A 21,207-nucleotide genomic window follows, 5' to 3' on the forward strand; every position below is an offset into this window, starting at 1 on the left:
TATGGCAAAGCCGAAGCAAAAAGTTCTTCCTTCTCAGAATTTATATTCCAACAATTTTTTATCGGGATATGAGAAATATTTTCTGCCGATAGTTATTGCGATTACTTTCATTTGCTTTTTTCCTTCTCTCCAAGATAAATTCACCAATCTTGACGACACAAATTATATTATAGACAACCCGGTTGTCAAAAATATAAACGCGGAAAATATAAAAGCAATTTTTTCTAAGCAGTTCGTGGGAAATTACCAGCCGCTTACAATGCTGAGTTATATGGTTGATTATAAATTTTTCGGACTGAATCCTTTCGGCTGGCATTTGATAAATTTGATTTTTTATTTGCTCTGTGTCGCGCTTGTTTTTCTTATTGCTGAAAAATTTTCTGCGCACAAACCCATAGCTTTTATTACTTCTCTGCTGTTCGGAATTCATACGCTTCACGTAGAATCTGTAACCTGGATTTCAGAAAGGAAAGATGTGCTGTATGGATTTTTATTTTTGTGGTCGCTCTACTTATATATATTGCATGCGAAGCAGGATAAAAGATTCAGTAAATATTTTTTCTTCTCTCTTTTTCTTTTTGTCTTATCTATTTTGTCAAAGGCGCAGGCAGTTGTTTTGCCTGTGCTTTTTTTCGCGGTAGATTTTTTGATGAATAGAAGGTTTGATAAAAAACTTTTCATAGAAAAAATTCCATTCTTTGCTTTGGCTTTTATTTTCGGATTCATTGCAATAAAAGTCCAAGGGAAAGCAGGCGCGATGCAAACCTTCCAGTATTTTCCTTTTTACGAACGGATCCTTTTCTCCTGCTACGCACTGATGACTTACCTGCATAAAATGATTTTGCCTGTAAATCTTTCGTGCTTCTATCCATATCCGGAAACGAATGATAAAATAAATACTGTGTGGGTTTATTTGAGTCCGGTTGTTTTGCTTGCGATTGCGTTTCTCATATGGAAATTTTTCAGAAGAGAAAAAATTGTTCTATTTGGATTTGCCTTTTTTCTCATCACAATTATTTTGGTTCTGCAATTACTTCCCATTGGCGATGCATTGTATGCCGACCGCTATACTTTCATTCCTTCCATCGGAATATTTTTTATTGCTTCTAACTATTTAGTTCCGCATTTAAAAAATAGAATTGTCCTGACGATTGCTTCAGGATATTTATTGTTCTTTTCTTATTTAACTTTTCGGCGAACAAAAATCTGGCACGACAGCATTACTCTTTATGCCGATGCAATCAATCATGGCTATAAAGCTGCGATCATTTACAACAATCGCGGAGCAGTTTTATCTGACTCAAGTAGGAATGAAGAGGCGCTGAAAGATTTTACTTCTCTGGTTGAACTTAAACCGCGCTATCCGAACGGATGGAGAAATAAAGGTTTGGTAGAAGAGCGCCTTAAAAATTTTGATGAGGCGATAAAATCTTATACCGAAGAAATAAAATATTATCCGGACGACACAAAAAATTATTTGAGCCGCGGAACAATTTATGTCAATCGGAATGATTTTGAAAATGCAATTAAAGATTTTTCAAAGATGATTGGGCTTAATCCGAACAGCGGAGAAGGATATTACGCGCGTTCGGAAGCTCTCGGCAAAAGTGGAAAATTAAATGAAGCACTTGCTGATATTAATAAAGCAATAGAATTTTCTCCTGACAACGGACAGGCATATAACAATCGCGGAATTATTTTTTCTATGAGCGGAAGATATCAGGAAGCAGTAAATGATTTTACAAAATCACTTCAACTTAAACCGGGTAATACAGGCGCATATACAAACCGGGCGCTTGCCTATAAAGGGATGAAAAAATATTCTGAAGCACTTCAGGATATGATGACAGCAAAAGAAAAAGGAATTGCAGTGGATGAAAATTCCATTAGCGAATTAAAAAATCTGGCGGCAAAAAATCAATGATGATGTCCGCCCGGTCCGTGCACATGCCCGTGAGAAATTTCTTCAGCAGTAGCGGGGCGAACATTCAGCACTTCGCCTTTGAAATGCAATTCATGATCAGCCAGCGGATGATTGAAATCCATTTTCACATGTGCAGCAGTAACTTCTTTCACTTCTCCCTGCAATTGATTGCCGTGATTATCATTCATGTGAAGCGTATTGCCTACACGAATCTCGTTCAAGTTTAATGTCCCGCTTTCATCTTTAAAAGAATCTATTGGAATATTCATCACATACTTTTCATTTCGTATTCCATAACCATTCGAAGCAGTAATAAAAAAATCGAACTTGTCGCCTGCTTTTTTTCCTGAAAGATTTTTTTCGAAATCAGGAAGCAATTTCCCCACTCCAAATAAAAATGTAAAAGGATTTGCCGAATCAGTTTTTTCAACCTGTGTTTCTTCGAGTGAAAGTCCCTTTCGTGCGGTGAGTGCATAACTAACTGACACCACTTTATTTTTTTCGATCGTCATAAAAAAATTTCTTCTTTGAAAGAAAAGCAAACAAATGCAAATAAGAGATGAAAATTTTAATGTTCAGGCATTACAAGCACATCGTTCTCAATGTCCTTTTGCTCTATAGGAGATTCGCCAATATATTTACCATCTTTATATAGGGCAATGCGCTCAAGATTTCCTTTGTCATTATAGATATAATCTTTTCCATCTATCAAACGGTAATTTCGAAAAAGACCGTCCTTGGAAACTCGTTTGTTAGTATTAAAAAGTTTTGCATAGCCGTTTCCATCAAAGGGCTTTTGTGCTTCGTTTGTTTTTTCAACTTTTATATCCACGATTTTAGTCGGCTCTTTGGATGAAGATACTTCAGTTTTGATAAATACTCGGGCGGTTGGTTCATACACTTTTGTTTTCTCTGCATCGAGTGCACCATCATTGAAAATTTTTTCTTCTCTTTTATCGCCATTTTCATAATAGCCATCCCATTTCCCGTTTTCTTTCCCCTCTTTCATATTTCCTTTCATCATTAGTTGTCCATTTTCATAAAAGTATTTTTGCTCTCCTTCTCGTTTGCCACCATTGTTATAATTAAAATCCATAAATGTTTGTCCGTTTTCGTGATAGGATTTAAAAGTTCCTACCCATCTGTTATTTTTCCATTCTCCTTCTTCCGCCATGGAACCGTTTTCGTTAAAAATTTTTGCGTAGCCGTTAGGACGGTTGTTGAAATAAGTTACCTCACATTTAATGCTGCCGCCCGGATAATATATTTTCCACATTCCATTTTTCTTGCTATCGGCATAATGCCCTTCTTCTACTTTAGCATCGGAGGGATAATCCGGAAGTTTTTTTATGGTGTTGTAAATAATCCAATACCCTTGACGGAGCCCTGAGCCATCCACTTTGTTTGTATCGAGTCCGGCAAAGGAAAACACCGGGCAGAAAAATAGCAGAGGAAGAAAAAATTTCTTAAAACTCATTTTCAAAAATTTATATTCAAAGATATTATTTAATCTGCTCATAAAATTAGAAACCCGATCTACCTTGTAAACCGGGTTTTCTAACATCGCCATGAAACAAACTGCTTCCAATAAAGGGAGCATTATTTTTAGATTAACCAAATTTTCTTTTATTGACAGCCAAATGTATGCTGTAAATTCAATTTGTCAAGGGGAAAATTTAGGTTTTAGACGAATGATGTGAATTCTTAGACGAATGCCCTAATATCTTCGATGAATTTTAATAGGGTTGACGAAATAAATTATGATAAAACCTCATCAAATATATTTTCTTAGGTTTGTAACGCATGAGAAAAAATATTTTCCTATTTATATTTGCTAATGTATGTTGTTGCGGCTTTTCGCAATCACCCGATATAAATGCAATGAGATTTGCAAAAGTTATTACTTCAGAAGACGCACGCAAACATCTCTCGGTTCTTGCTTCAGATGAATACGAAGGGCGTGAAACCGGAAAAGAAGGACAGAAGAAAGCCGCAAAATATATTTCTGAATATTTTAAATCCATTGGATTAAAACCGGCAACCGATAAAACATATCTTCAAAAATTTCCGCTCACTCAAAGCACACCCGAAAGTGCGGACATGGAAGTGAGCGGGAAAAAATATGAAAACTATAAGGACTTCTATGTTTTCCCTAATGGAAAAAATTTGAACCTTGAAGCAAAAGAAATTTTATTTCTCGGCTATGGAATTTCAGATAAGAAATATGATGACTATAAAAATGCAGATGTAAAAGATAAAATCCTTCTGGTGCTTGGCGGTGAGCCGCTGAATAATGATTCCACTTCATTCATCACAGCCACAAAAGAGTTGTCGGATTGGACTACTGATTTCCGAAAAAAATCCCGGTTTGCAAAAGAAAAAGGTGCAGGTGCATTAATTGTCATCAATATGAATTTTGATGCCAACATTCAGTTCCTGAAAAATTATCTGGAGTCACCTGTGCTGAAACTGGAAAATGCGGAAGAAAAAAAAGAAGACAAATCAAGATATGGAAAAAAAATTCCACAGGCGGGCATTTCCATAAAAACCGCCAATGAAATTCTTGCAGAGAAAAAAATAAATGTGGACAAAATAAAAAAGAAAATACAAAAGAAACACAAAGCCGTTTCGTTCAAAATAAAAACTCCGATAGTGATTGAAATGAAAAATAAAGAGGAAGCAATAAGTTCTGAAAATATTTTAGGAATGATTAATGGAAGTGAATTCCCCGATGAAGTTATTTTCATTACTGCGCATTATGACCACCTTGGCGTAAAAGATGGAAAAGTTTATAACGGTGCAGATGATGACGGCTCGGGCACAACAGGTGTTCTTGAAATTGCAAACGCTTTTGAGAACGCAAAAGATGCCGGCTTTGTTCCTAAGCGCTCAATTGTTTTCATGACAGTTGCCGGGGAAGAAAAGGGACTGCTTGGCTCTTCGTATTATACCGATCATCCAGTTTTCCCTATAGCAAGTACTGTTTGTGATTTGAATATTGACATGATTGGAAGAGGGGATGAAGAACATAAAAGTGATTCGAACTTTGTTTACATCATCGGTTCGGATAAAATCAGCACTGAGTTGCATAAAATAAATGAGAGTGCAAATTCAACTTACACCAAATTAAACCTCGATTATAAATACAACGACCCGAATGACCCGCAGCGCTTTTATTATAGATCCGATCATTACAACTTCGCGGAGAAAGGCGTGCCGATAATTTTTTATTTCAACGGAGTGCATGAAGATTATCACCAGGAAACCGATGAGGTGCAAAAAATAAATTTCCCGCTTCTTGCCAAACGCGCACAACTGGTTTTTTATACAGCGTGGGAAATAGCGAATAGAAAAGAAAGAATTAAATCAGATGTTATTCAGGGAGAAGAAAAAAAATAATTAAAGAAACGTTTTAACCACTTTCCAGATTAATGTTACACCGCTGATTATCAAAATCACTCCGGCAATCCGGTTTATCCAGTGAAGAATATTCGGATTCAGAACGCTGGTAATTTTATGCGCGCCCATTGATTTCAGAATATCGGTGAAGAGAACGGTGAAAAGCGTTGCAGAAAAAACTGCCGCCACGTGCATATGCGAAAATTCATAGCGCGTGCTTTCCACGCTCACCACGCCAATCCAGAAAAGAATTACAAACGGATTAATCAAATTGATTCCAAAACCTTTCAGCGCAACAAGAATTAAATTCACATGATTATTTGAAGAAATTATTTTCGTGACAGCTGCGCCATTCTCCAAATCAAGCGGATGCTTTTGAAAAATGTTGAAGATGCCGAACATGATAAGAATGGTTCCTCCGATAATTCCAATCACAAAATTATTTTTCGGGTCACTGAAAATTCGCAGCGCACCGAGGTAGGAAAGCAGAATGAGCGTGGTGTCGCTGAAAAAAACTCCGATGGCGAAAGCAATTCCTGATTTATAGCCGTTGCGAATGCTTGTTTGCAGCAGCGCGAAAAATGCAGGACCTGTGAGAATGGCAAGCGTAATTCCCAATCCTATTCCTTCTGCAATGGCGCGGGCGAATGAAGCAAACATTACATAAATTAATTTTTAACCGCTTGTTTTTGTTTTAGAAATTCTTCCCACTCTGCAAGGTGCTTGTTTTTCATCACGCGCGGAAATTTATTTTGCGCGCCCATTTTTCCTTTTTGTTCCATCCATTCATAAAAAAGAGAAGAAGGAAGAATTTCTACTATGACATCTTTGAGTGCGGCAATCCGCTCCACGCGGTAATCATCGTTCAGATTTTTTAAATGCTCGTCTAATTTTTCTTTAAGCGCTTTTGCATTTACAGAATCATCTGTGCCTATGAACCATTTATGCGCAAAGAGAGAGCCGTAAGGAATTCCGGTTACGGTGAATTCTTTGATTTCAATATTCAATTCTCCGGCTGCAAGTTCAATGGCGCGGTTCATATTATCCTGCGAAAGATGTTCTCCGCATAAACTCAGAAAATGTTTTGTTCTTCCCGTAATAATTATTTCCTGATTCTTCAGCGAAGTAAATTTTATTGTATCGCCAATCAAATATCTCCACGCGCCCGAGCATGTGGACATCAGCAAAGCATATTCTGTTCCTTCTTCAACTTCTCCTATGGAAAATGTTTCAGGATTGTCTTTCAGGTTTCCATCTGCGCCAAAATTAGTTGAGGTGAACGGAACGAACTCGAAAAAAATTCCGTTGTCGAGCACCATCCGCATGCCTTCGCTTTCCGGATTATCACAGTATGCCATGAATCCTTCGCTCGCAAGATACGTTTCCATGAAAATGAGCGGGCGTGCTGTGAGTTTTTCAAAACCTTTTTTGTATGGCGCAAGCGAAACTCCACCATGAACATAAATATTCAGGTTCGGCCAGATATCGTGAATGGTTTGCACATTGTAGTGCGCAATGATTCTTTCAAAAAGAATTGTCACCCACGCAGGCACTCCGCAAATGGTAGACAAATCCCACTGCTTCGCAGTAAGAATAATTTCTTCGAGTTTTGCATTCCAGTCGCGCTCGCGCGAAATTCTTCTGCCGGGTTTGTAAAAATGTTGAAACCAGAATGGAATATTGCTCGCAGTAATTCCGCTGAGGTCGCCTTCGAAATAAGTTCCATTGTAATTAAGATGGGTGCTTCCGCCCAGCATAAGGATTCCGCGCTCGAAATGTTCTTTCGGAAGATTGTAATGCGACTGCGCCAGGATTTGTTTTACGCTCGCCCTGCGGATGGCGCGAATCATGTCTTTTGTAACAGGAATTTGTTTGCTCGATGCTTCCGAAGTTCCCGAACTCAGCGCGAAATATTTTACTTTTCCCGGCCAGCAAATAAATGGTTCACCATTGAGTGAACGATACCACCATCTTCGGAAAATTTTATTGTAATCGTGCGTGGGAACTGCTGATTGAAATACTTTCATCACATCTTTTTCATTCAGGACTTTTGAAAAGTTGTATTGCTCTCCGAATGCGGTATACTCTGCGCGGGAGAGAAGTTTTCTCAGCGTGCGCGCCTGAGTTTTCGCAGCGTTCTTCGGAAGTCGCGGAATGGATTTGCGCAAATCAATTGCCTGCTTGATTATATTTCCGAGCAATGCCATGGTTGCTAATTACAAATCTTCTGCGAATATTACGAATAACAAATATAACGAATGCAAACAATACATAGGCATTCGTAATATTTGTATTAATTCGTTATTGGTAACCGAAAAAAGTTAATGAGAAATAATTTTACTGCGCACCAGCGAAACTTTCTGATTCAGCGAAGCCATTTCCGATTCATTGATATCCGATTTATCAGAAAGATGGTCGTAAACATTTTTAATATCTTTCAGATCAATTACAAGATTTACATAGGCGATTTCCTCTTTGAACTGTTCGAGCAAACCAATAATCATGTCGAGATGATTTTTTTGTTCCCAGATTTTTTTGTAAAGATTTTTTGTCTTGTCGTTTTTCGGAGCGGAGCCGAGCGTCTTTAGGGTTGCAAATAATCCTTCAATCCACCCTCCGGTTACTACCAACGAAGCAAGCCCGATGCGCTCATTTGATTTTAATGTTTTGTCAACTTCGCTGTAAGAATTAAAAACAATTTTTTCCAAACTGTCTTTATTCGTCCCGTACTTTTTATAAGTGGCAAGTGCAGTTTGGTCAAAGGCAAGCGGAATACCCAAATCATCGGCAAGTTTTTTTGCACACTTCAGGTAATTTCCCATCTCATCAAATTTTTCATACGTAATACTGTATGCCAAATCGCCTCCGTAAATTCCAAGGTTCAATGCTTTTTGCGTGCTGGAATAATAATAAGGAAGATTGGAAGTTGAATTCACCGCATCGGAAGTATAACTTAATTGTGCGTCTGCATGCATGCGAAGAATATCGAACGGGATCGGAACGTTGCTGATAAGTTTGTCATATTTAAACTGCGTGAGCGCATCCACATTAGCAGAATCTTTTTTGGAAATTACAACCGAAGTAGTATCGGTACTTTGTTCATTGCTTCCGCACGATACGAGAAGGAACAAAACAATTCCAAAAAGAATGAACGAAAAAAATCTGTTCAGCATGCGAGTGTTATTAGATAAAGCAAAACTAAATATAAAATGCAATTGGGCAAAATGCCTGAAATATTTTTAGGCACAAAGCCATGTTGAAAAGAAAGTCAGAGATAACCGAACTTCTGATTCTTCTTAATGCTGCGGAGTGTTTCGTAAATAAGTTTGATTACGCTCTCCACATCATTTTTGTGAACCGATTCAACGGTGGTGTGCATATAGCGCAGCGGAAGAGAAATCAGTGCCGAAGCAATTCCGCTTCCCGAATAAGCAAAGGCATCCGTATCAGTTCCGGTGGAACGCGAAACGGCTTCGCGCTGGAAAAGAATTTTATTTCTGCGCGCGGTGGAAATTATTTGACCAAGCAGATTGTTGTGAACTGCCGGACCAACCGTAAGCGCAGGGCCTTTTCCGCAGGCAATATCTCCCTGCTGGACTTTGTTCATCATGGGAGTTTGCGTGTCGTGTGTAACATCGGTGATGATTGCCGCGGCAGGTTTAATATTATTCGCAATCATTTTCGCTCCGTTCAATCCAACTTCTTCCTGAACAGAATTCACAATGTATAATCCAAACGGAAGTTTGATTTTATTTTCTTTGAACAATCTTGCCACCTGCGAAATCATAAACCCGCCCATGCGGTTATCGAGCGCGCGTCCCACGTAAAAATTATTGTTGAGCACCATGAATTCATCGGGATAAGTAACTACACAGCCCACGTGCACGCCAAGTTTTTCCACTTCTTTATCGCTCTTGCAGCCGCAATCCAGAAAAAGATTTTTCACCGAAGGATTTTCTTCCTTGCCCGGCTCGCGCACATGAATGGCGGGCCAGCCGAAAACTGCTTTTACAATTCCTTTTTCGGTGTGAATGTTCACGCGCTTGCTCGGGGCAATCTGGTGGTCGCTGCCGCCATTGCGCCTCAAATAAATGAAACCGTCTTTGGTAATGTAATGCACGAACCAGGAAATTTCATCCGCGTGCGCTTCAATCACAATTTTATATTCTTCTTTCGGATTTATGATTCCCACAGCCGTGCCGTAGGTATCTACAAAAAAATCATCGGTGAGCGGTTTCATATATTCAATCCACAACTGCTGTCCGGCTTTTTCTCCATGCGGCAATTTACATTCGAATCCGGTGGGGGAGGGAATGTTAATGTAGTTCTTCAGGAACTCTACTGCCTGAGGCGTAACAATGTTGTTTGATTTTGCCATAAAAAAAATTTATTGAGGCGCGAAGATAGAGGAAAAAATTTGGAGGAATAAAAAAAATTTCTTCTCTGCTTAAGCGGCATTTGCAATTTTGTTTGCTTCCTTTCAAATGAGAGTTGTCAGGAAAAAGAATCATGCCGCCATGTTTATTTTTTTTATTCCATGGGAAAAAGAAAATTATTTTGCTCAACTTGGGAATTTTATTTCGTATGAGTAAATGATTTTACGCTCAATAGTTTATTTTTGCGCATCCTTCTTGCGCAATGAAACTATCTGTAATTATTCCCGCTTATAATGAGGAGAAAACCATTCCTCTCATCCTCGATAAAGTTCTTGCGGTAAAATTAATTTCAGAAATTCAAAAAGAAGTGGTTATTGTAAATGATTGCTCAACCGACAGCACAAAAAACGTAATCGAAAAATATATTTCTTCTCATCCCGAACAGAAATTTATTTTTCATTCGCAGGAAAAAAACCAGGGCAAAGGCGCAGCCATTCACAAAGGAATTGAACTTGCTGCCGGAGATTTCATCCTCATTCAGGATGCGGATTTGGAATATAATCCCGAAGAGTATAATATTTTGCTGAAGCCGATTCTTGATGGATTTGCCGATGTGGTGTATGGTTCACGCTTTATGGGCGGCAAGCCGCACCGCATTTTATTTTACTGGCATTCCATCGGAAATAAATTTCTCACTGCGCTTTCCAATATGTTCACCAACCTGAACTTAACGGATATGGAAACCGGCTATAAACTTTTCCGCGCGGGAGTAATCAAAAAAATTAATCTTCAGGAAAAAAGATTTGGATTTGAGCCGGAAGTGACTGCAAAAATTTCCCGCCTGCCGGATATCCGAATTTACGAAGTGGGCATTTCCTACTATGGCAGAACCTATGCAGAGGGGAAAAAAATTAATTGGCGCGATGGGCTGCATGCGCTCTGGTGCATTGTGAAATATAATTTATAGAAACAGGATTGTTTTGCAAAAAATTTCTGTAGAAAAAATCTACACTCTCACGCCTATTACCAGTATGTCGTCAATCTGCTCAAGCGTTCCTTTCCATTCATCCATAGTTTTTTTCAGAATGTCGTGCTGTTCGTTCATAGATTTATTCTGCATGGAAAGAAGCAGTTGCTTGAACTGCGAGTACTTGAATTTTTTTCCTTTCGGTCCGCCAAACTGGTCGGCATAGCCGTCTGTAAAAATATAAAACGTATCTCCCTTCTGAAGTTCCAGAGAATTGTTTTTGAAATCTCCCGTGCGGTCGCTGATGGCTACGGGCATCGGGTCGGGGTCAATTTCTTCCAGCACGGGCGCGCTGCTCTTCCTTATTATATACATGGAATTGTTGGCGCCTGCATATTCCAGTTTCCAGTTTCCGGTCTCTTGTTTCCGGTTTTGTTGTTCTGATTGTAAACCCGAAACTGCAAACCGTAAACTTATTAGAGCCACATCCATTCCGTCTTTCTGCTCGCCCACTTCTCCTCTTTGTTTCAAGGAACGGATGATTCCTCTTCGCGCATGGTTCAGAATTTCATTCGGAAAAATATTTCCCTCGTTCACCGCTTCATTCAGCAGCGAAGTGTTTATCATGCTCATGAATGCACCGGGAACTCCGTGCCCCGTGCAATCGGCAGCAGCGAGCATATAAGAGCGCACTCCGTTTTTTTCCGCTTCATTGAACCAGTAAAAATCTCCGCTCACAATATCGCGCGGCTGAAATAAAATAAATGATTCGGAAAATGCTTTTTTTATTTTTTCCGTATCGGGCAGAATTGCTTCCTGAATTTTTTGCGCGTAGTTAATGCTGTCGGTAATGTCTTTGTTTTTTTCTTCAATCACCTGCTTTTGTTCTTCCAGCACTTCTTTTTGTTTTACCACTTCGGCAGTGCGCTCAATAACTTTATCTTCCAGAATTTTTTTCTCACGAATGAGCGCCCGCTCGCGGTATTTCACAAATGAATAAGTCCCGCCCACCAGCAGAATCACATAGGCGATGTAGGCATAAGTCGTCCTGTACCAGGGCGGAGTAATGGTGAATTTAAAAGTTGCCGGCTCTTCGTTCCACTTTCCATTCGCTCCGGCAGCAATTACCTTGAACGTATACGTTCCGGGAGATAATGCCGAAAAGGTAACCGAAGTTTCTTTCCGGTCGGGCGACCATCCGGCATCTGCCCCTTCGAGCAGGTAACGGTATTTTACTTTTTGCGAATTGCTCAAAGAAATGGCTGCGTAATCAAACGTAAGGTGATTGTCGGAATACGGAAGCACGAGCGATTGCGGAAGGTTGAACCAGGGAACCAGCGAATCGTTTCCGCGCGCTTTCCAGTCCACATCTTTAAAAAAAAGTTTTACGTTGGTGATGTGCACCAGCGGAGCATTTTGGTTTTGAATTTCGGCAGAAGGATTGAACTTTGTCAAACCCTTCACCGTTCCAATCCAGATGTTTCCTCCGGCATCGCGGTACATGGCGTTGTCATTGCACTCCACTCCCACAAATCCATCGCTCGCATTGTAATTTCTGATGTTGAGAATTTTTCCTTTATCGTCAAACGTGATTTTATCAATTCCCTTATCGGTGCCCACCACCATTTCCTTTACATCGCGTCCCGATTTTTTTTCATCGAGAAAAATAATGGCGCGCACGGAATTTGAACTGAGCAAACTGTCATTTGCAATCAACCGGATTTTTTTCTTGTCATCGGTGAAAACATCAAAGCGGTAAAGCCCCCCGTTGTTGGTTCCTATCCACATATTTCCGAACGGGTCTTCGGCAAGGCATTTTATTTCTTTGTGCATTAATCCTTCCGCTTCGTCAAAAGTGGTGATGATGCCTTCTCCGCTGTACTTTGCCAGCCCGCCTCCCGTTCCAAACCAGAGGTTTCCGTTTTTATCCTGCATGATGGCGTTCACATCCTTGTTGCTTATTTTCATCGTCTCCATATCCATGGTCACAAATTTTGTTCCGTCAAAGCGGCTGATGCCCGCCTTGCTTCCCGCCCATACAATTCCGTTTTTGTCAACGAGAATGCTGTAAACATTGTTATCGAGCAAGCCCTGCGATTCGGAATAATTGCTGAACTTTTTTCCATCGTACTTGGTGATTCCCGCATTGGAAACCGCTGCCCAGAGATTTTTGTTATGCCTGGTTTTTCCGGCAGAAACAGAGAGGACAATATTTCCGCTCAATCCCTCTTTCATGGAATACGATTTGCAAACAAGGGGATTCGATTTTAAATTCATTTCCACCAATCCTCCCCCGCTGGTGCCGAACCACAGCGTGCCGAGCGAATCCATGTCAATGCCCTGCACGTTGTTGGCGGGCAAGCCGTCCTTTTCCGAGTAATGAGAAAAAATATCGCCCATGAATTTGCAGAGCCCGCTTCCGCCCGAACCAATCCAGATATTTTTTTCTTTGTCTTCAAACACGCAGAGCGTTTGGCTGAACGGCATTCCTTCTTTCTCGGCAAACTTTTCAAAAGAAATTTTAGAGAGCAGCGAATCGGACGGAGGAACATTTTTCATCCGCAGCAATCCGTCTTCCACCGAAGCGAACCACATTTCACCGCTGCGTGTTTTTAAAATTTTCCAGATGGCTTTCGCATTAAACCCGTTTGATTGATTGAACACAGTGATTTTCCGCGAGAGAAGTTCGAGTTTGAAATTTGACTTTGCGCGTTCGGAAGAAATTTTTGGCGCAAGGCGGAAAACCCCGCCATCGTACGTTCCGAACCACAGCGCGCCCGCATTATCTTCGGCAATGGAAATAATCTGGTCGCTCGGAATTTCTCTTCCGCCCCGCAGCTGGTCAACTCTGAAAGTATCTTTTTCAAACGAAATAATATTTATTCCTCCCCACGTTGCCAGCCAGAGATGCCCGTCTTTATCTTTATGAATATCAAAAACCGAACTGTTGCTGAGCCCTTTGTTATCGCCAATCACTTCCACGCTGAACGAATCTTTCACCGCAGAAATTTTATTCAGCCCGCCATTATCGGTACCCGCCCACACGGTTCCGTCTTCGTCCTGAAACATGCAAAGCACCGCATCGCCCGCCAGCCCGTTGTTTTTCCCTATGGAAATAAATTTTAATCCGTCATAAATAATAATGCCCGCGTCTTTGGTTCCCGCCCATATTCTGCCTTTGTTATCCTGCATGAGCGAGCGCACAATATCGCCTTTAAAGCCGTCTTTTTTATTATAGGTTCTGAAATTAATTCCGTCAAAACGGCAAATGCCCCCGCCATCGGTTCCCAGCCACAGGTAGCCGCGGTTATCCTGAATGATGCAGTGAATGGTTGCCTGCGGAAGCCCCTGCTCGAGCGAATAAGTTTGAAAATTGTTGCGCTGCGCGGAAGCAGAAATGAGAAGTAAAAAATTCGAAGCAAGAAGTAAAAAATAATATGATAAAATTCTTTTTTTCATTTCAGAAAAACGAGTGGCAAATGTAAAGAAAAAGTAATCTGAAAATTTTGCTTCTGAAGGGTAATCCATTTCCTTTTTCCCCATATAAAACATTATTTTTTTCATTTCCCAAAAAATCAACCGGAAATTGCGGTTTTAATTTTCGAAATCGGAAATTACCGTACGCCTCGTGACGTGAGTGGTACGCCTCGTGGCGTGAGTGGTACGCCTCGTGACGTGAGTGGTACGCCTCGTGACGTGAGTGGTACGAACGCTGACGATTACCGCACCACCGCTGGCGTGAGTGGTACGAACGCTGACGACGCGGTAAAAATACACGCCTTCCTGAAAATTATTTTCAGAAACAGAAAGCGTGTTTGCCTCTGAAGGCAGGAGGTAACTCGCTATTTTCACTCCCACCACATCGTAAATTTCAAATCTGGCTTGCTGAGTTTGTTCAAGTGAATATTTTATTGTCATGCTGCCGTTGCTGGGGTTGGGATAAATGGAAATTGTGGATTGTGATGCGGAAACTTCCGGCTGTTTTGTTTCTGCTGAATTATTGTTTTGCTGTTGAGTGCGCAGAGATGAAGATGCTTGGTCGCATTGTATATATTTCACCGTAGCATAATCGCTTTGGCTTGCAATCTGCGGATAGGTTAAGCTGAATCCAGAATTTGTAATTCCTGTTACATATACATTGCTGTTTTTATCCACTGCAATTGCAGTAGCTCCGTCATCAGCATTTTGTGAGCCATTAAAATGTTCCACCCATTGCCGAACTCCGTCAGTGCTGTATTTTATAGTTGCGTAGTCATGATTATTATTAATGAGGGTGAAATTATATCCCGTCACGTAGGCATTTGAACTGTCATCAAGCGCAATGTCAAGCGCAATATCATTAACTGCAACTGAACTATGATAATGCTGAACCCATAACTGCGAACCGCCTGCATCGTACTTTAAGGTTACAAAATCATGAAGTGTCAGCAGGGTAAAATTGGCTCCTGTTATATAAATGTTTCCTAATTTATCTACGGCAATTGCATTGGCTGCATCATCAAGATTGGCGGGCCCGTTATATTTTTTAAGCCAGAGTTGATTGCCGTCCGTATCATATTTGATGGTGGCAATGTCGAGTCCTGAAGTATCTCCCTGGCTGAAGCCGGTTACAATTACATTGTTGCTTGCATCCAAAGCAAGCGCATTCGTCATGTCATTTCCATTGGCGCTTCCATTAAAGGTTTGAGTCCACAATACATTTCCGTTTGCATCGTATTTGAGCGTGGCGAAATCCATATCAGTGAGGTTCGGTCCCATCTGTATGCAGCCGGTGATATAGGAATTTCCTGAAGCATCCACTGCAATGGCAGAAACATTGTCCATTCTTCCCGTTCCATCGAATGCCTGCACCCAGAGTTCATTTCCCGAAGCGTCATATTTAATGGTGGTGTAATCCTCGCCTGTTCCGGCATTATCGGCATCGCCTGTTACATACACGTTTCCGCTGCCATCTACGGCTATGGATTTTGCTTCGTCATTTGCGCCCGAAGTTCCATCGTGCGTTTTTACCCATTGCAGGTTTCCGCTGTTATCGTATTTCAGGGTGAGGAAATCAAAATCACCGTTAGAAGAGAATGTTTTTCCCGTTACATATATATTTCCGTCCTTATTAAGCACAAGCGCATTGGCGCGGTCTTCTCCGTTTCCGCTGCCGTTATATCGTCTTGTCCAGAGGGTATCGCCTGCCGAATTGTATTTGATGGTGAGAAAATCCAATCCGCTTCCTATACCTGTGCTGCTTCCGGTTACATAAACATTTCCTGCATCATCCACGGCAATATCTTTCCCTCCGTCTCCAGCATTGGCGGGACCATTGTATATGGCTGACCATGCCTGCACAATATTTTTTCCTGATATTCCCAATGTGAAAAGACCACCGCTAACCCACTCTCTTATTGTTTTAAATTCCGGATTATCTATTATGTATTTATTAGTATCAAGATAAAATCCAAACAACTGAGTTGTATCAAGCAATCTCAATTGATAAGGGTCAAATACAAATCTTCCATTACTATCAGTAAGAACACGTGAAATATTTGTTTGAACATTATTATTATTGTCAAGAATTCCAATAGAAATATTTTTTACATTGTTACTCGAACAATTGTTTGTTAATGCAACATTGCCAACTATGGTTCTTCCGGTAATTTCATCATCTATGAAATCTTTGTTAAACTCAACTTTCATCACTGCACGGGCGGAGAATACTGCCGGGCCTGCATTTATTGAATTCAATGATGCAATGTTTGTTAAAATGGAAATTTCGTTATCTGTTAAGGGGCGGGCAACAGGATAATGATAGGCAATAATAATTCCAAGCACCTGCTTTAAATATGTTTCAAGAGAAAAGGAAGGGTGCAACCCGGCCAGCATTCCGTTTGCAGTAACATAATTCCCTTGCCCGATTGCATCTTCAACTTTTACAACTTTTTTGATAAAATCTATCACATCGCTATTGCCTTCATGTGTCTGTAATTTTTTCACATAGTATTCGTAATCTGCTTTCCATTGCTGAACGCTGTCAACAAAAAAAGCGCGAACATTCTTGCTCGAATCAGGTGGGGGAGCAATATTTTCGCAAGGCCCGTTTGCAGAGGTTGTATTTGAAATAGAAGCCGCACATCCTGTATACATTATATTCGGCACTTTCCCGGTTTTAAAAAACCATTGATTATATCTCTTGATAGTAGAATATTGATTTGCATCGCTATTAAATAATTCCACTTCTCCACCCCACGAAGCTGCATTTGAAAACGAATTGTCGCGCGGAGAATTAACGGTGCCATGGGTATATATGTCTCCAACTTGAGAAGGGAATGTTACCGGATTTCTCAAGGTAGTGCTTGCCAGTTGAGTTCCAATAACATTTTTGCTTAATGTATTGCAGTATATATGCGAAAAACGAACATTGGTTACAAGATGAATTCCTTTTCCCGCCTGAACAGTGTTATCGTGAACCAAACTATATTCACAATCCGTGGCATTAATTCCGCTGTTCATCCAACCATAAGGATTATCAGAAGCAATATTATTTTCATTAATCCTTAACCCGGGGGAATTAGTTGCCTGAATTCCTCTTGTCGAGGAAGAAAAAGTGGTCACAAAATTTATAGTATTATTTTTTATATTGCTCGATGATGATGATGAAAGAATAAGCGAGTATGAATTATTATCTCCCCGAATGTTGTTCAACTTTATTCCGTTTCCGATATTATTTATGATGTTATTGCTAATATCAAGAAGTTGAAAAGTTTTAGACGAACTCAGCGCCCATTCCTGCACGACAATTCCATCGGCATACGGAGCGCCATTAAAATCATTGCCAATGATTTTTATTTGCGCGCCACCGTTTGTCTGCGCCATAATTGCAGCCCAGTTGTTATTATTAAAAATATTTTTCTGACCGGAAGAATTCCCTCCGATTATCAACTGCCTGTTGTTATTGCTCTGCCAGAAAATTCCGAAATGAATTCCATTGTTAAACGTATTTCCCTGTATAGTGGAATTTACTCCATTATGCAAATAAATTCCCTGCGTTACAGAATTAAAAATATTTTTGTCTGTAACATTTATACTTTTATTGCCGCCTGAGCCATCTCCTTCAATAGCAGTATTCAGAATAGTATTGAAATTATTCTGCTGAATAGCAGCATACGAATTGGAAATTTTAATTCCATACTGGCCCCGGTTAAAAGCATTTTTGAAAGCGCTGCTGGAAGGGTCGCCAATAATTACCGTGCTTGTTGTATTTAAAATTTCAATGCTTGTTTTTCCTTTATATGCTCCGTTATCCTGAACTCCGGTTAATTGCTGCCCGAAAAATTGGTCTTTCAATGGAAGCATATGGGAAAAAGCACAACCAACTGTTCTTATATTAGAGCCGGAAACATTTGTAAGTCGAAGATGTGTTCCGTTGGCATTAAACTGAGCGTTGCTCAGGTTTACTTTCGCATTCGTACCGCCCGCATCTATGGCAATTTTTGCATCGCGAATCACTGGATGAAGCGAAGTATTGCCGCTGTTATTCATAACTAAATTTCCTCCGTCATCAACTATGATTCCCTGCCACATTGAATTGCACTGCACCCCTGCCAGCAATGTATTATCTAATATTAGTTGTGCGCCTTTTTGCACTTCAAGCGTTGCGTTTGGGCCAAATTCAAAAAACATGTTTCCCATTGCGAGAGTTAAACCAGTGGGAATTGTAAGCTTTGTCTGAATTCTTATAACAGGCGGATTTGAAGTGCCTGTAATATCATTGCTCTGCATTGTCCATACTTTGATGGGAGGAGTATTTGGCGCGGTAAAACTGGTGGCAGTATAGGCAAGCGGAGTAATGTTGAACGAACTGTAATTCTCCCCGTCAATCTGATCGGGCAGGGTAAAAAAATCGGGCCAGTTTGAAAAAAAACCACCGTTATTGTTTTTGCCGGGTGTAATCGAAGAAATATTTGAATTGGTAGGGCCAATTATGTTGTTGACTGGATCGATGGGAATTGCAACATTTGATTTTGCCGCATAAATAAAACCATTCTGCGCTAATTCTAATTGCGAGAATCCAAGCCCCTGAACATCTGAATTAGTAATACGCGTTTGACTTGAAGTGTTGTTTACAGGAACATAAAACACCCCATCACTTCCTGCCCCCACAAATAATTTTGTGCTTGTTGCATCAAATTCCACACCGCGTCCCATGAACCGGTTCACATCAATTATTCCCACATTAAACTGCTTCACTATGTTGTTAAAATTTCCTGTGCTTGCAGTGAGTCCTATGATATTATAATTGTAAAGAGTTGGAAATTGATGCAAACTTCCCCATGCCAGCCATTTTCCATCGGGCGAAAGGTCCATTTCCATAGTATGATAATCAAAAGAGCCAGGAATTGCAAGCACCTGCCAATCGGATATACCGGTGAAATTATTACTCGCATCAGGAACCGAAATTGTAAATCGCTCAAGATGGCTGCGCATTACATATACATAGCGCTTGCCGCCTACATTTTTTCCAACCGCAATGCCGCCCCACGAACCGTCAAATTTGTCAGTCCAGATAGTATACGGAGTGTTCCGATAGTTACTTGACACAACAACGGGGCTGCCCGATGACATATCTATTACCGTAGCCCACAACTCCATGGGACCAAAATCAATTGGCTCGTCTTCAATAAAAAACACATAATATTTTTTCTTATTGCAGGCGTCATTATCCATAAAAGGCACGATAGCAATTTCATTTTTTCCTATGTGAGTGGCATTATCTCCGAGAGGAGAAATGGCAGTGGAACTGCCCGCTTTGTATATGTTATCATCCGAACAATAGAACATAAGATTATTGTTTGCATCATATATTCCGTTCGCTTCATGGGTAACAGAAACTCCGCTTGAAATACTTGTAATCGTAGGAATTGGATTAGAAACATCTGCCTGATTGGGAGGAATCACCCAGTTTCTCATTTGAGTTTGTGAAATGGAAACATTGCAGCAAGAAAAAACAATTACTGCGAACAATGAATAGAGTAATGATGTTTTCATTGTAATAGGTTTAGTTTTTATTGAATAATAATTTTGGAAATAAATTCATGGCTATTAGAATACACCTTAAGAAAATAAATTCCTGCAGGGGATTTTTTTTCAATCATAAATTGTTTTTGCCCAGGAGCGATTTTATTTCTTTCAATCAATTCCCCAAAAAGATTAAAAATTTCGTAATGCATTTCCGTACTACCAAGAGGTTCAGGAATACAAACAGTAGCCGTAGAAACAAGGGGATTTGGAAATACAAGAATGTTATTCTTTATTGACAGTATTTGATTTATTCCAGTAGTTGTAAAACCAGCACTATCCGTTTTAACAAGGAAAATTGAGTAAGGAGCCCAACTGTCGCTTTCACCAGTAACAATGTAACCGCCATCGTTTGTTTGTCGGATAAAATATCCTAAATCAGGACCGCTTCCTCCAAAGTTTTTGGTCCATAAAGTATCTCCAAGATTATTCGTTTTGATTAAATAAACATTACCATAACTATTTGGAGGCATTGCAATGCTTCCGCCCATAATATATCCACCATCATTTGTCTGCTGAACCGAATAAGCGTTGTTAGAAACAAGTGTATCATATTTTTTTGTCCACAAAGTATCGCCTACAGAATTTGTTTTTACCAGATAAGAAACAAGATTACCAGTAGAAGAAATGGTTTGTATCCCCGCAATTATATAGCCGCCATCAGTAGTTTGCTGAACAGAAAAACCGCGCGCCTGATTGCTACCTTTAAAAACTTTTGTCCATAGTGTATCACCCGCTGAATTAGTTTTAATTAAATATGCATCTATTTCTCCGGGGTTAGAACTAAAAGTATATCCCGTAATAATATAACCGCCATCTGTTGTTTGCTGTAAAGAAGTTCCCACATCAGCATCTGTCCCTCCAAAAGTTTTGGTCCATGCAGTATCGCCACTGGAGTTGGTCTTGACTAAAAAGACATCATTACTTCCCGCGCCTTTTGCTGAGGTGTAACCACAAACGATATAGCCGCCATCAGTGGTATTCTGAATGCATTCAGAAACGTTGGCGCCCATTCCTGCGGTAATTGTTTTCGTCCAAGCCGTGTCACCATTTTTATCAGTTTTTAATAACCATATTTTGCTATTGGTAGATGAAATAGCATCCTTGTCTCCTACAGCAATAAATCCGCTATCGGGTGTTTGCTGAATAAATGTTCCGCCATCGTTATTTGTACCTCCATAAGATTTTAACCATTTGAGATTTCCTACAGAATCAGTTTTTAAAATAACAACATTGTTATTGCCTGCATAAACAGAATGAGTCCCTGTAATTATATACCCTTCGTCAAAAGTTTGCTGCACACACTGCCCGCTATAACAATTAATAGTATCGTAGTATTTTTCAAAAGTGATTTGAGCAAAACAGTTGGCAGTTGGCAGTAAGCAGTTGGCAAAAAATACAAAAGAGAAAACAAAAGAAGAAAAAAATATTTTTACCTGCCTGCGCATGGAGGAAGGATTGAAACAACGCTACAA

At 40.1% G+C, this 21,207-nt stretch carries 12 protein-coding genes; 3 read left to right on the forward strand and 9 right to left on the reverse strand.

All coding sequences use genetic code 11. The features are described from left to right. Window position 1 precedes the first annotated feature (1 nt). The gene (locus tag HY063_09080) at window positions 2-1,924 is read left to right on the forward strand and encodes a tetratricopeptide repeat protein (GenBank protein MBI3501935.1); all 1,923 of its coding nucleotides are present in this window, start codon (window positions 2-4) and stop codon (window positions 1,922-1,924) included. On the opposite strand, the gene HY063_09085 is transcribed toward HY063_09080, so the two are convergent. Continuing rightward, complete coding sequence (locus HY063_09085; protein MBI3501936.1) at window positions 1,918-2,436, reverse strand: FKBP-type peptidyl-prolyl cis-trans isomerase; 519 nt, start codon at window positions 2,434-2,436, stop codon at window positions 1,918-1,920. The genes HY063_09080 and HY063_09085 overlap by 7 nt on opposite strands. 56 nt (window positions 2,437-2,492) lie before the next feature. After that, window positions 2,493-3,401 (reverse strand): toxin-antitoxin system YwqK family antitoxin, encoded by a 909-nt coding sequence (locus tag HY063_09090; GenBank protein MBI3501937.1) that lies wholly within the window; start codon window positions 3,399-3,401, stop codon window positions 2,493-2,495. Between the two features lie 404 nt (window positions 3,402-3,805). On the opposite strand from HY063_09090, the gene HY063_09095 reads away from it, so the two are divergent. Then, complete coding sequence (locus HY063_09095) at window positions 3,806-5,323, forward strand: M28 family peptidase (GenBank protein MBI3501938.1); 1,518 nt, start codon at window positions 3,806-3,808, stop codon at window positions 5,321-5,323. On the opposite strand, the gene HY063_09100 is transcribed toward HY063_09095, so the two are convergent. The 4 genes from HY063_09100 to HY063_09115 all read right to left on the reverse strand — a co-directional run bounded on the left by HY063_09100 (window position 5,324) and on the right by HY063_09115 (window position 9,701). After that, window positions 5,324-5,983, reverse strand: a complete 660-nt coding sequence (locus HY063_09100) for a LysE family transporter (GenBank protein ID MBI3501939.1) — start codon at window positions 5,981-5,983, stop codon at window positions 5,324-5,326. Window positions 5,984-5,991: 8 nt separating this feature from the next. Continuing rightward, on the reverse strand, window positions 5,992-7,530 hold the full coding sequence (locus HY063_09105; GenBank protein MBI3501940.1) for a GH3 auxin-responsive promoter family protein: 1,539 nt from the start codon (window positions 7,528-7,530) through the stop codon (window positions 5,992-5,994). Between the two features lie 114 nt (window positions 7,531-7,644). Next, window positions 7,645-8,496: a hypothetical protein gene (locus HY063_09110; GenBank protein ID MBI3501941.1), complete on the reverse strand. Its 852-nt coding sequence runs from the start codon at window positions 8,494-8,496 to the stop codon at window positions 7,645-7,647. A 95-nt stretch (window positions 8,497-8,591) separates the two neighbouring features. Beyond that, a complete protein-coding gene (locus tag HY063_09115) occupies window positions 8,592-9,701 on the reverse strand; it encodes a M42 family metallopeptidase (GenBank protein MBI3501942.1) in 1,110 nt (369 codons plus the stop codon). Window positions 9,702-9,961: 260 nt separating this feature from the next. Here HY063_09115 and HY063_09120 point away from each other — a divergent pair, with 260 nt between their 5' ends. Then, window positions 9,962-10,666, forward strand: a complete 705-nt coding sequence (locus HY063_09120; GenBank protein ID MBI3501943.1) for a glycosyltransferase family 2 protein — start codon at window positions 9,962-9,964, stop codon at window positions 10,664-10,666. Between the two features lie 39 nt (window positions 10,667-10,705). Here HY063_09120 and HY063_09125 read toward each other — a convergent pair whose 3' ends face one another. Genes HY063_09125 through HY063_09135 form a run of 3 tightly spaced genes read right to left on the reverse strand, consistent with a single transcriptional unit; the run spans window position 10,706 to window position 21,180 of the window. After that, window positions 10,706-14,230 carry a SpoIIE family protein phosphatase gene (locus tag HY063_09125; GenBank protein MBI3501944.1) on the reverse strand — a complete coding sequence of 1,175 codons (3,525 nt, stop codon included), beginning with the start codon at window positions 14,228-14,230 and terminating at the stop codon, window positions 10,706-10,708. Window positions 14,231-14,260: 30 nt separating this feature from the next. Beyond that, window positions 14,261-19,702 (reverse strand): SBBP repeat-containing protein, encoded by a 5,442-nt coding sequence (locus HY063_09130; protein ID MBI3501945.1) that lies wholly within the window; start codon window positions 19,700-19,702, stop codon window positions 14,261-14,263. 17 nt (window positions 19,703-19,719) lie between these two features. Further along, on the reverse strand, window positions 19,720-21,180 hold the full coding sequence (locus HY063_09135; GenBank protein MBI3501946.1) for a T9SS type A sorting domain-containing protein: 1,461 nt from the start codon (window positions 21,178-21,180) through the stop codon (window positions 19,720-19,722). Window positions 21,181-21,207 lie beyond the last annotated feature (27 nt).

It is taken from the genome of Bacteroidota bacterium (assembly GCA_016195025.1).
Classification (GTDB): domain Bacteria; phylum Bacteroidota; class Bacteroidia; order Palsa-948; family Palsa-948; genus Palsa-948.

Excerpts from the sequence above, each read along its gene's own strand:
- HY063_09085 (MBI3501936.1), bottom strand. The coding sequence starts at position 2,436 with ATGACGATCGAAAAAAATAAAGTGGTGTCAGTTAGTTATGCACTCACC.
- HY063_09090 (MBI3501937.1), bottom strand. The coding sequence starts at position 3,401 with ATGAGTTTTAAGAAATTTTTTCTTCCTCTGCTATTTTTCTGCCCGGTG.
- HY063_09130 (MBI3501945.1), bottom strand. The coding sequence starts at position 19,702 with ATGAAAACATCATTACTCTATTCATTGTTCGCAGTAATTGTTTTTTCT.
- HY063_09115 (MBI3501942.1), bottom strand. The coding sequence starts at position 9,701 with ATGGCAAAATCAAACAACATTGTTACGCCTCAGGCAGTAGAGTTCCTG.
- HY063_09135 (MBI3501946.1), bottom strand. The coding sequence starts at position 21,180 with ATGCGCAGGCAGGTAAAAATATTTTTTTCTTCTTTTGTTTTCTCTTTT.
- HY063_09100 (MBI3501939.1), bottom strand. The coding sequence starts at position 5,983 with ATGTTTGCTTCATTCGCCCGCGCCATTGCAGAAGGAATAGGATTGGGA.
- HY063_09110 (MBI3501941.1), bottom strand. The coding sequence starts at position 8,496 with ATGCTGAACAGATTTTTTTCGTTCATTCTTTTTGGAATTGTTTTGTTC.
- HY063_09120 (MBI3501943.1), top strand. The coding sequence starts at position 9,962 with ATGAAACTATCTGTAATTATTCCCGCTTATAATGAGGAGAAAACCATT.
- HY063_09080 (MBI3501935.1), top strand. The coding sequence starts at position 2 with ATGGCAAAGCCGAAGCAAAAAGTTCTTCCTTCTCAGAATTTATATTCC.
- HY063_09125 (MBI3501944.1), bottom strand. The coding sequence starts at position 14,230 with ATGAAAAAAATAATGTTTTATATGGGGAAAAAGGAAATGGATTACCCT.
- HY063_09095 (MBI3501938.1), top strand. The coding sequence starts at position 3,806 with ATGAGATTTGCAAAAGTTATTACTTCAGAAGACGCACGCAAACATCTC.
- HY063_09105 (MBI3501940.1), bottom strand. The coding sequence starts at position 7,530 with ATGGCATTGCTCGGAAATATAATCAAGCAGGCAATTGATTTGCGCAAA.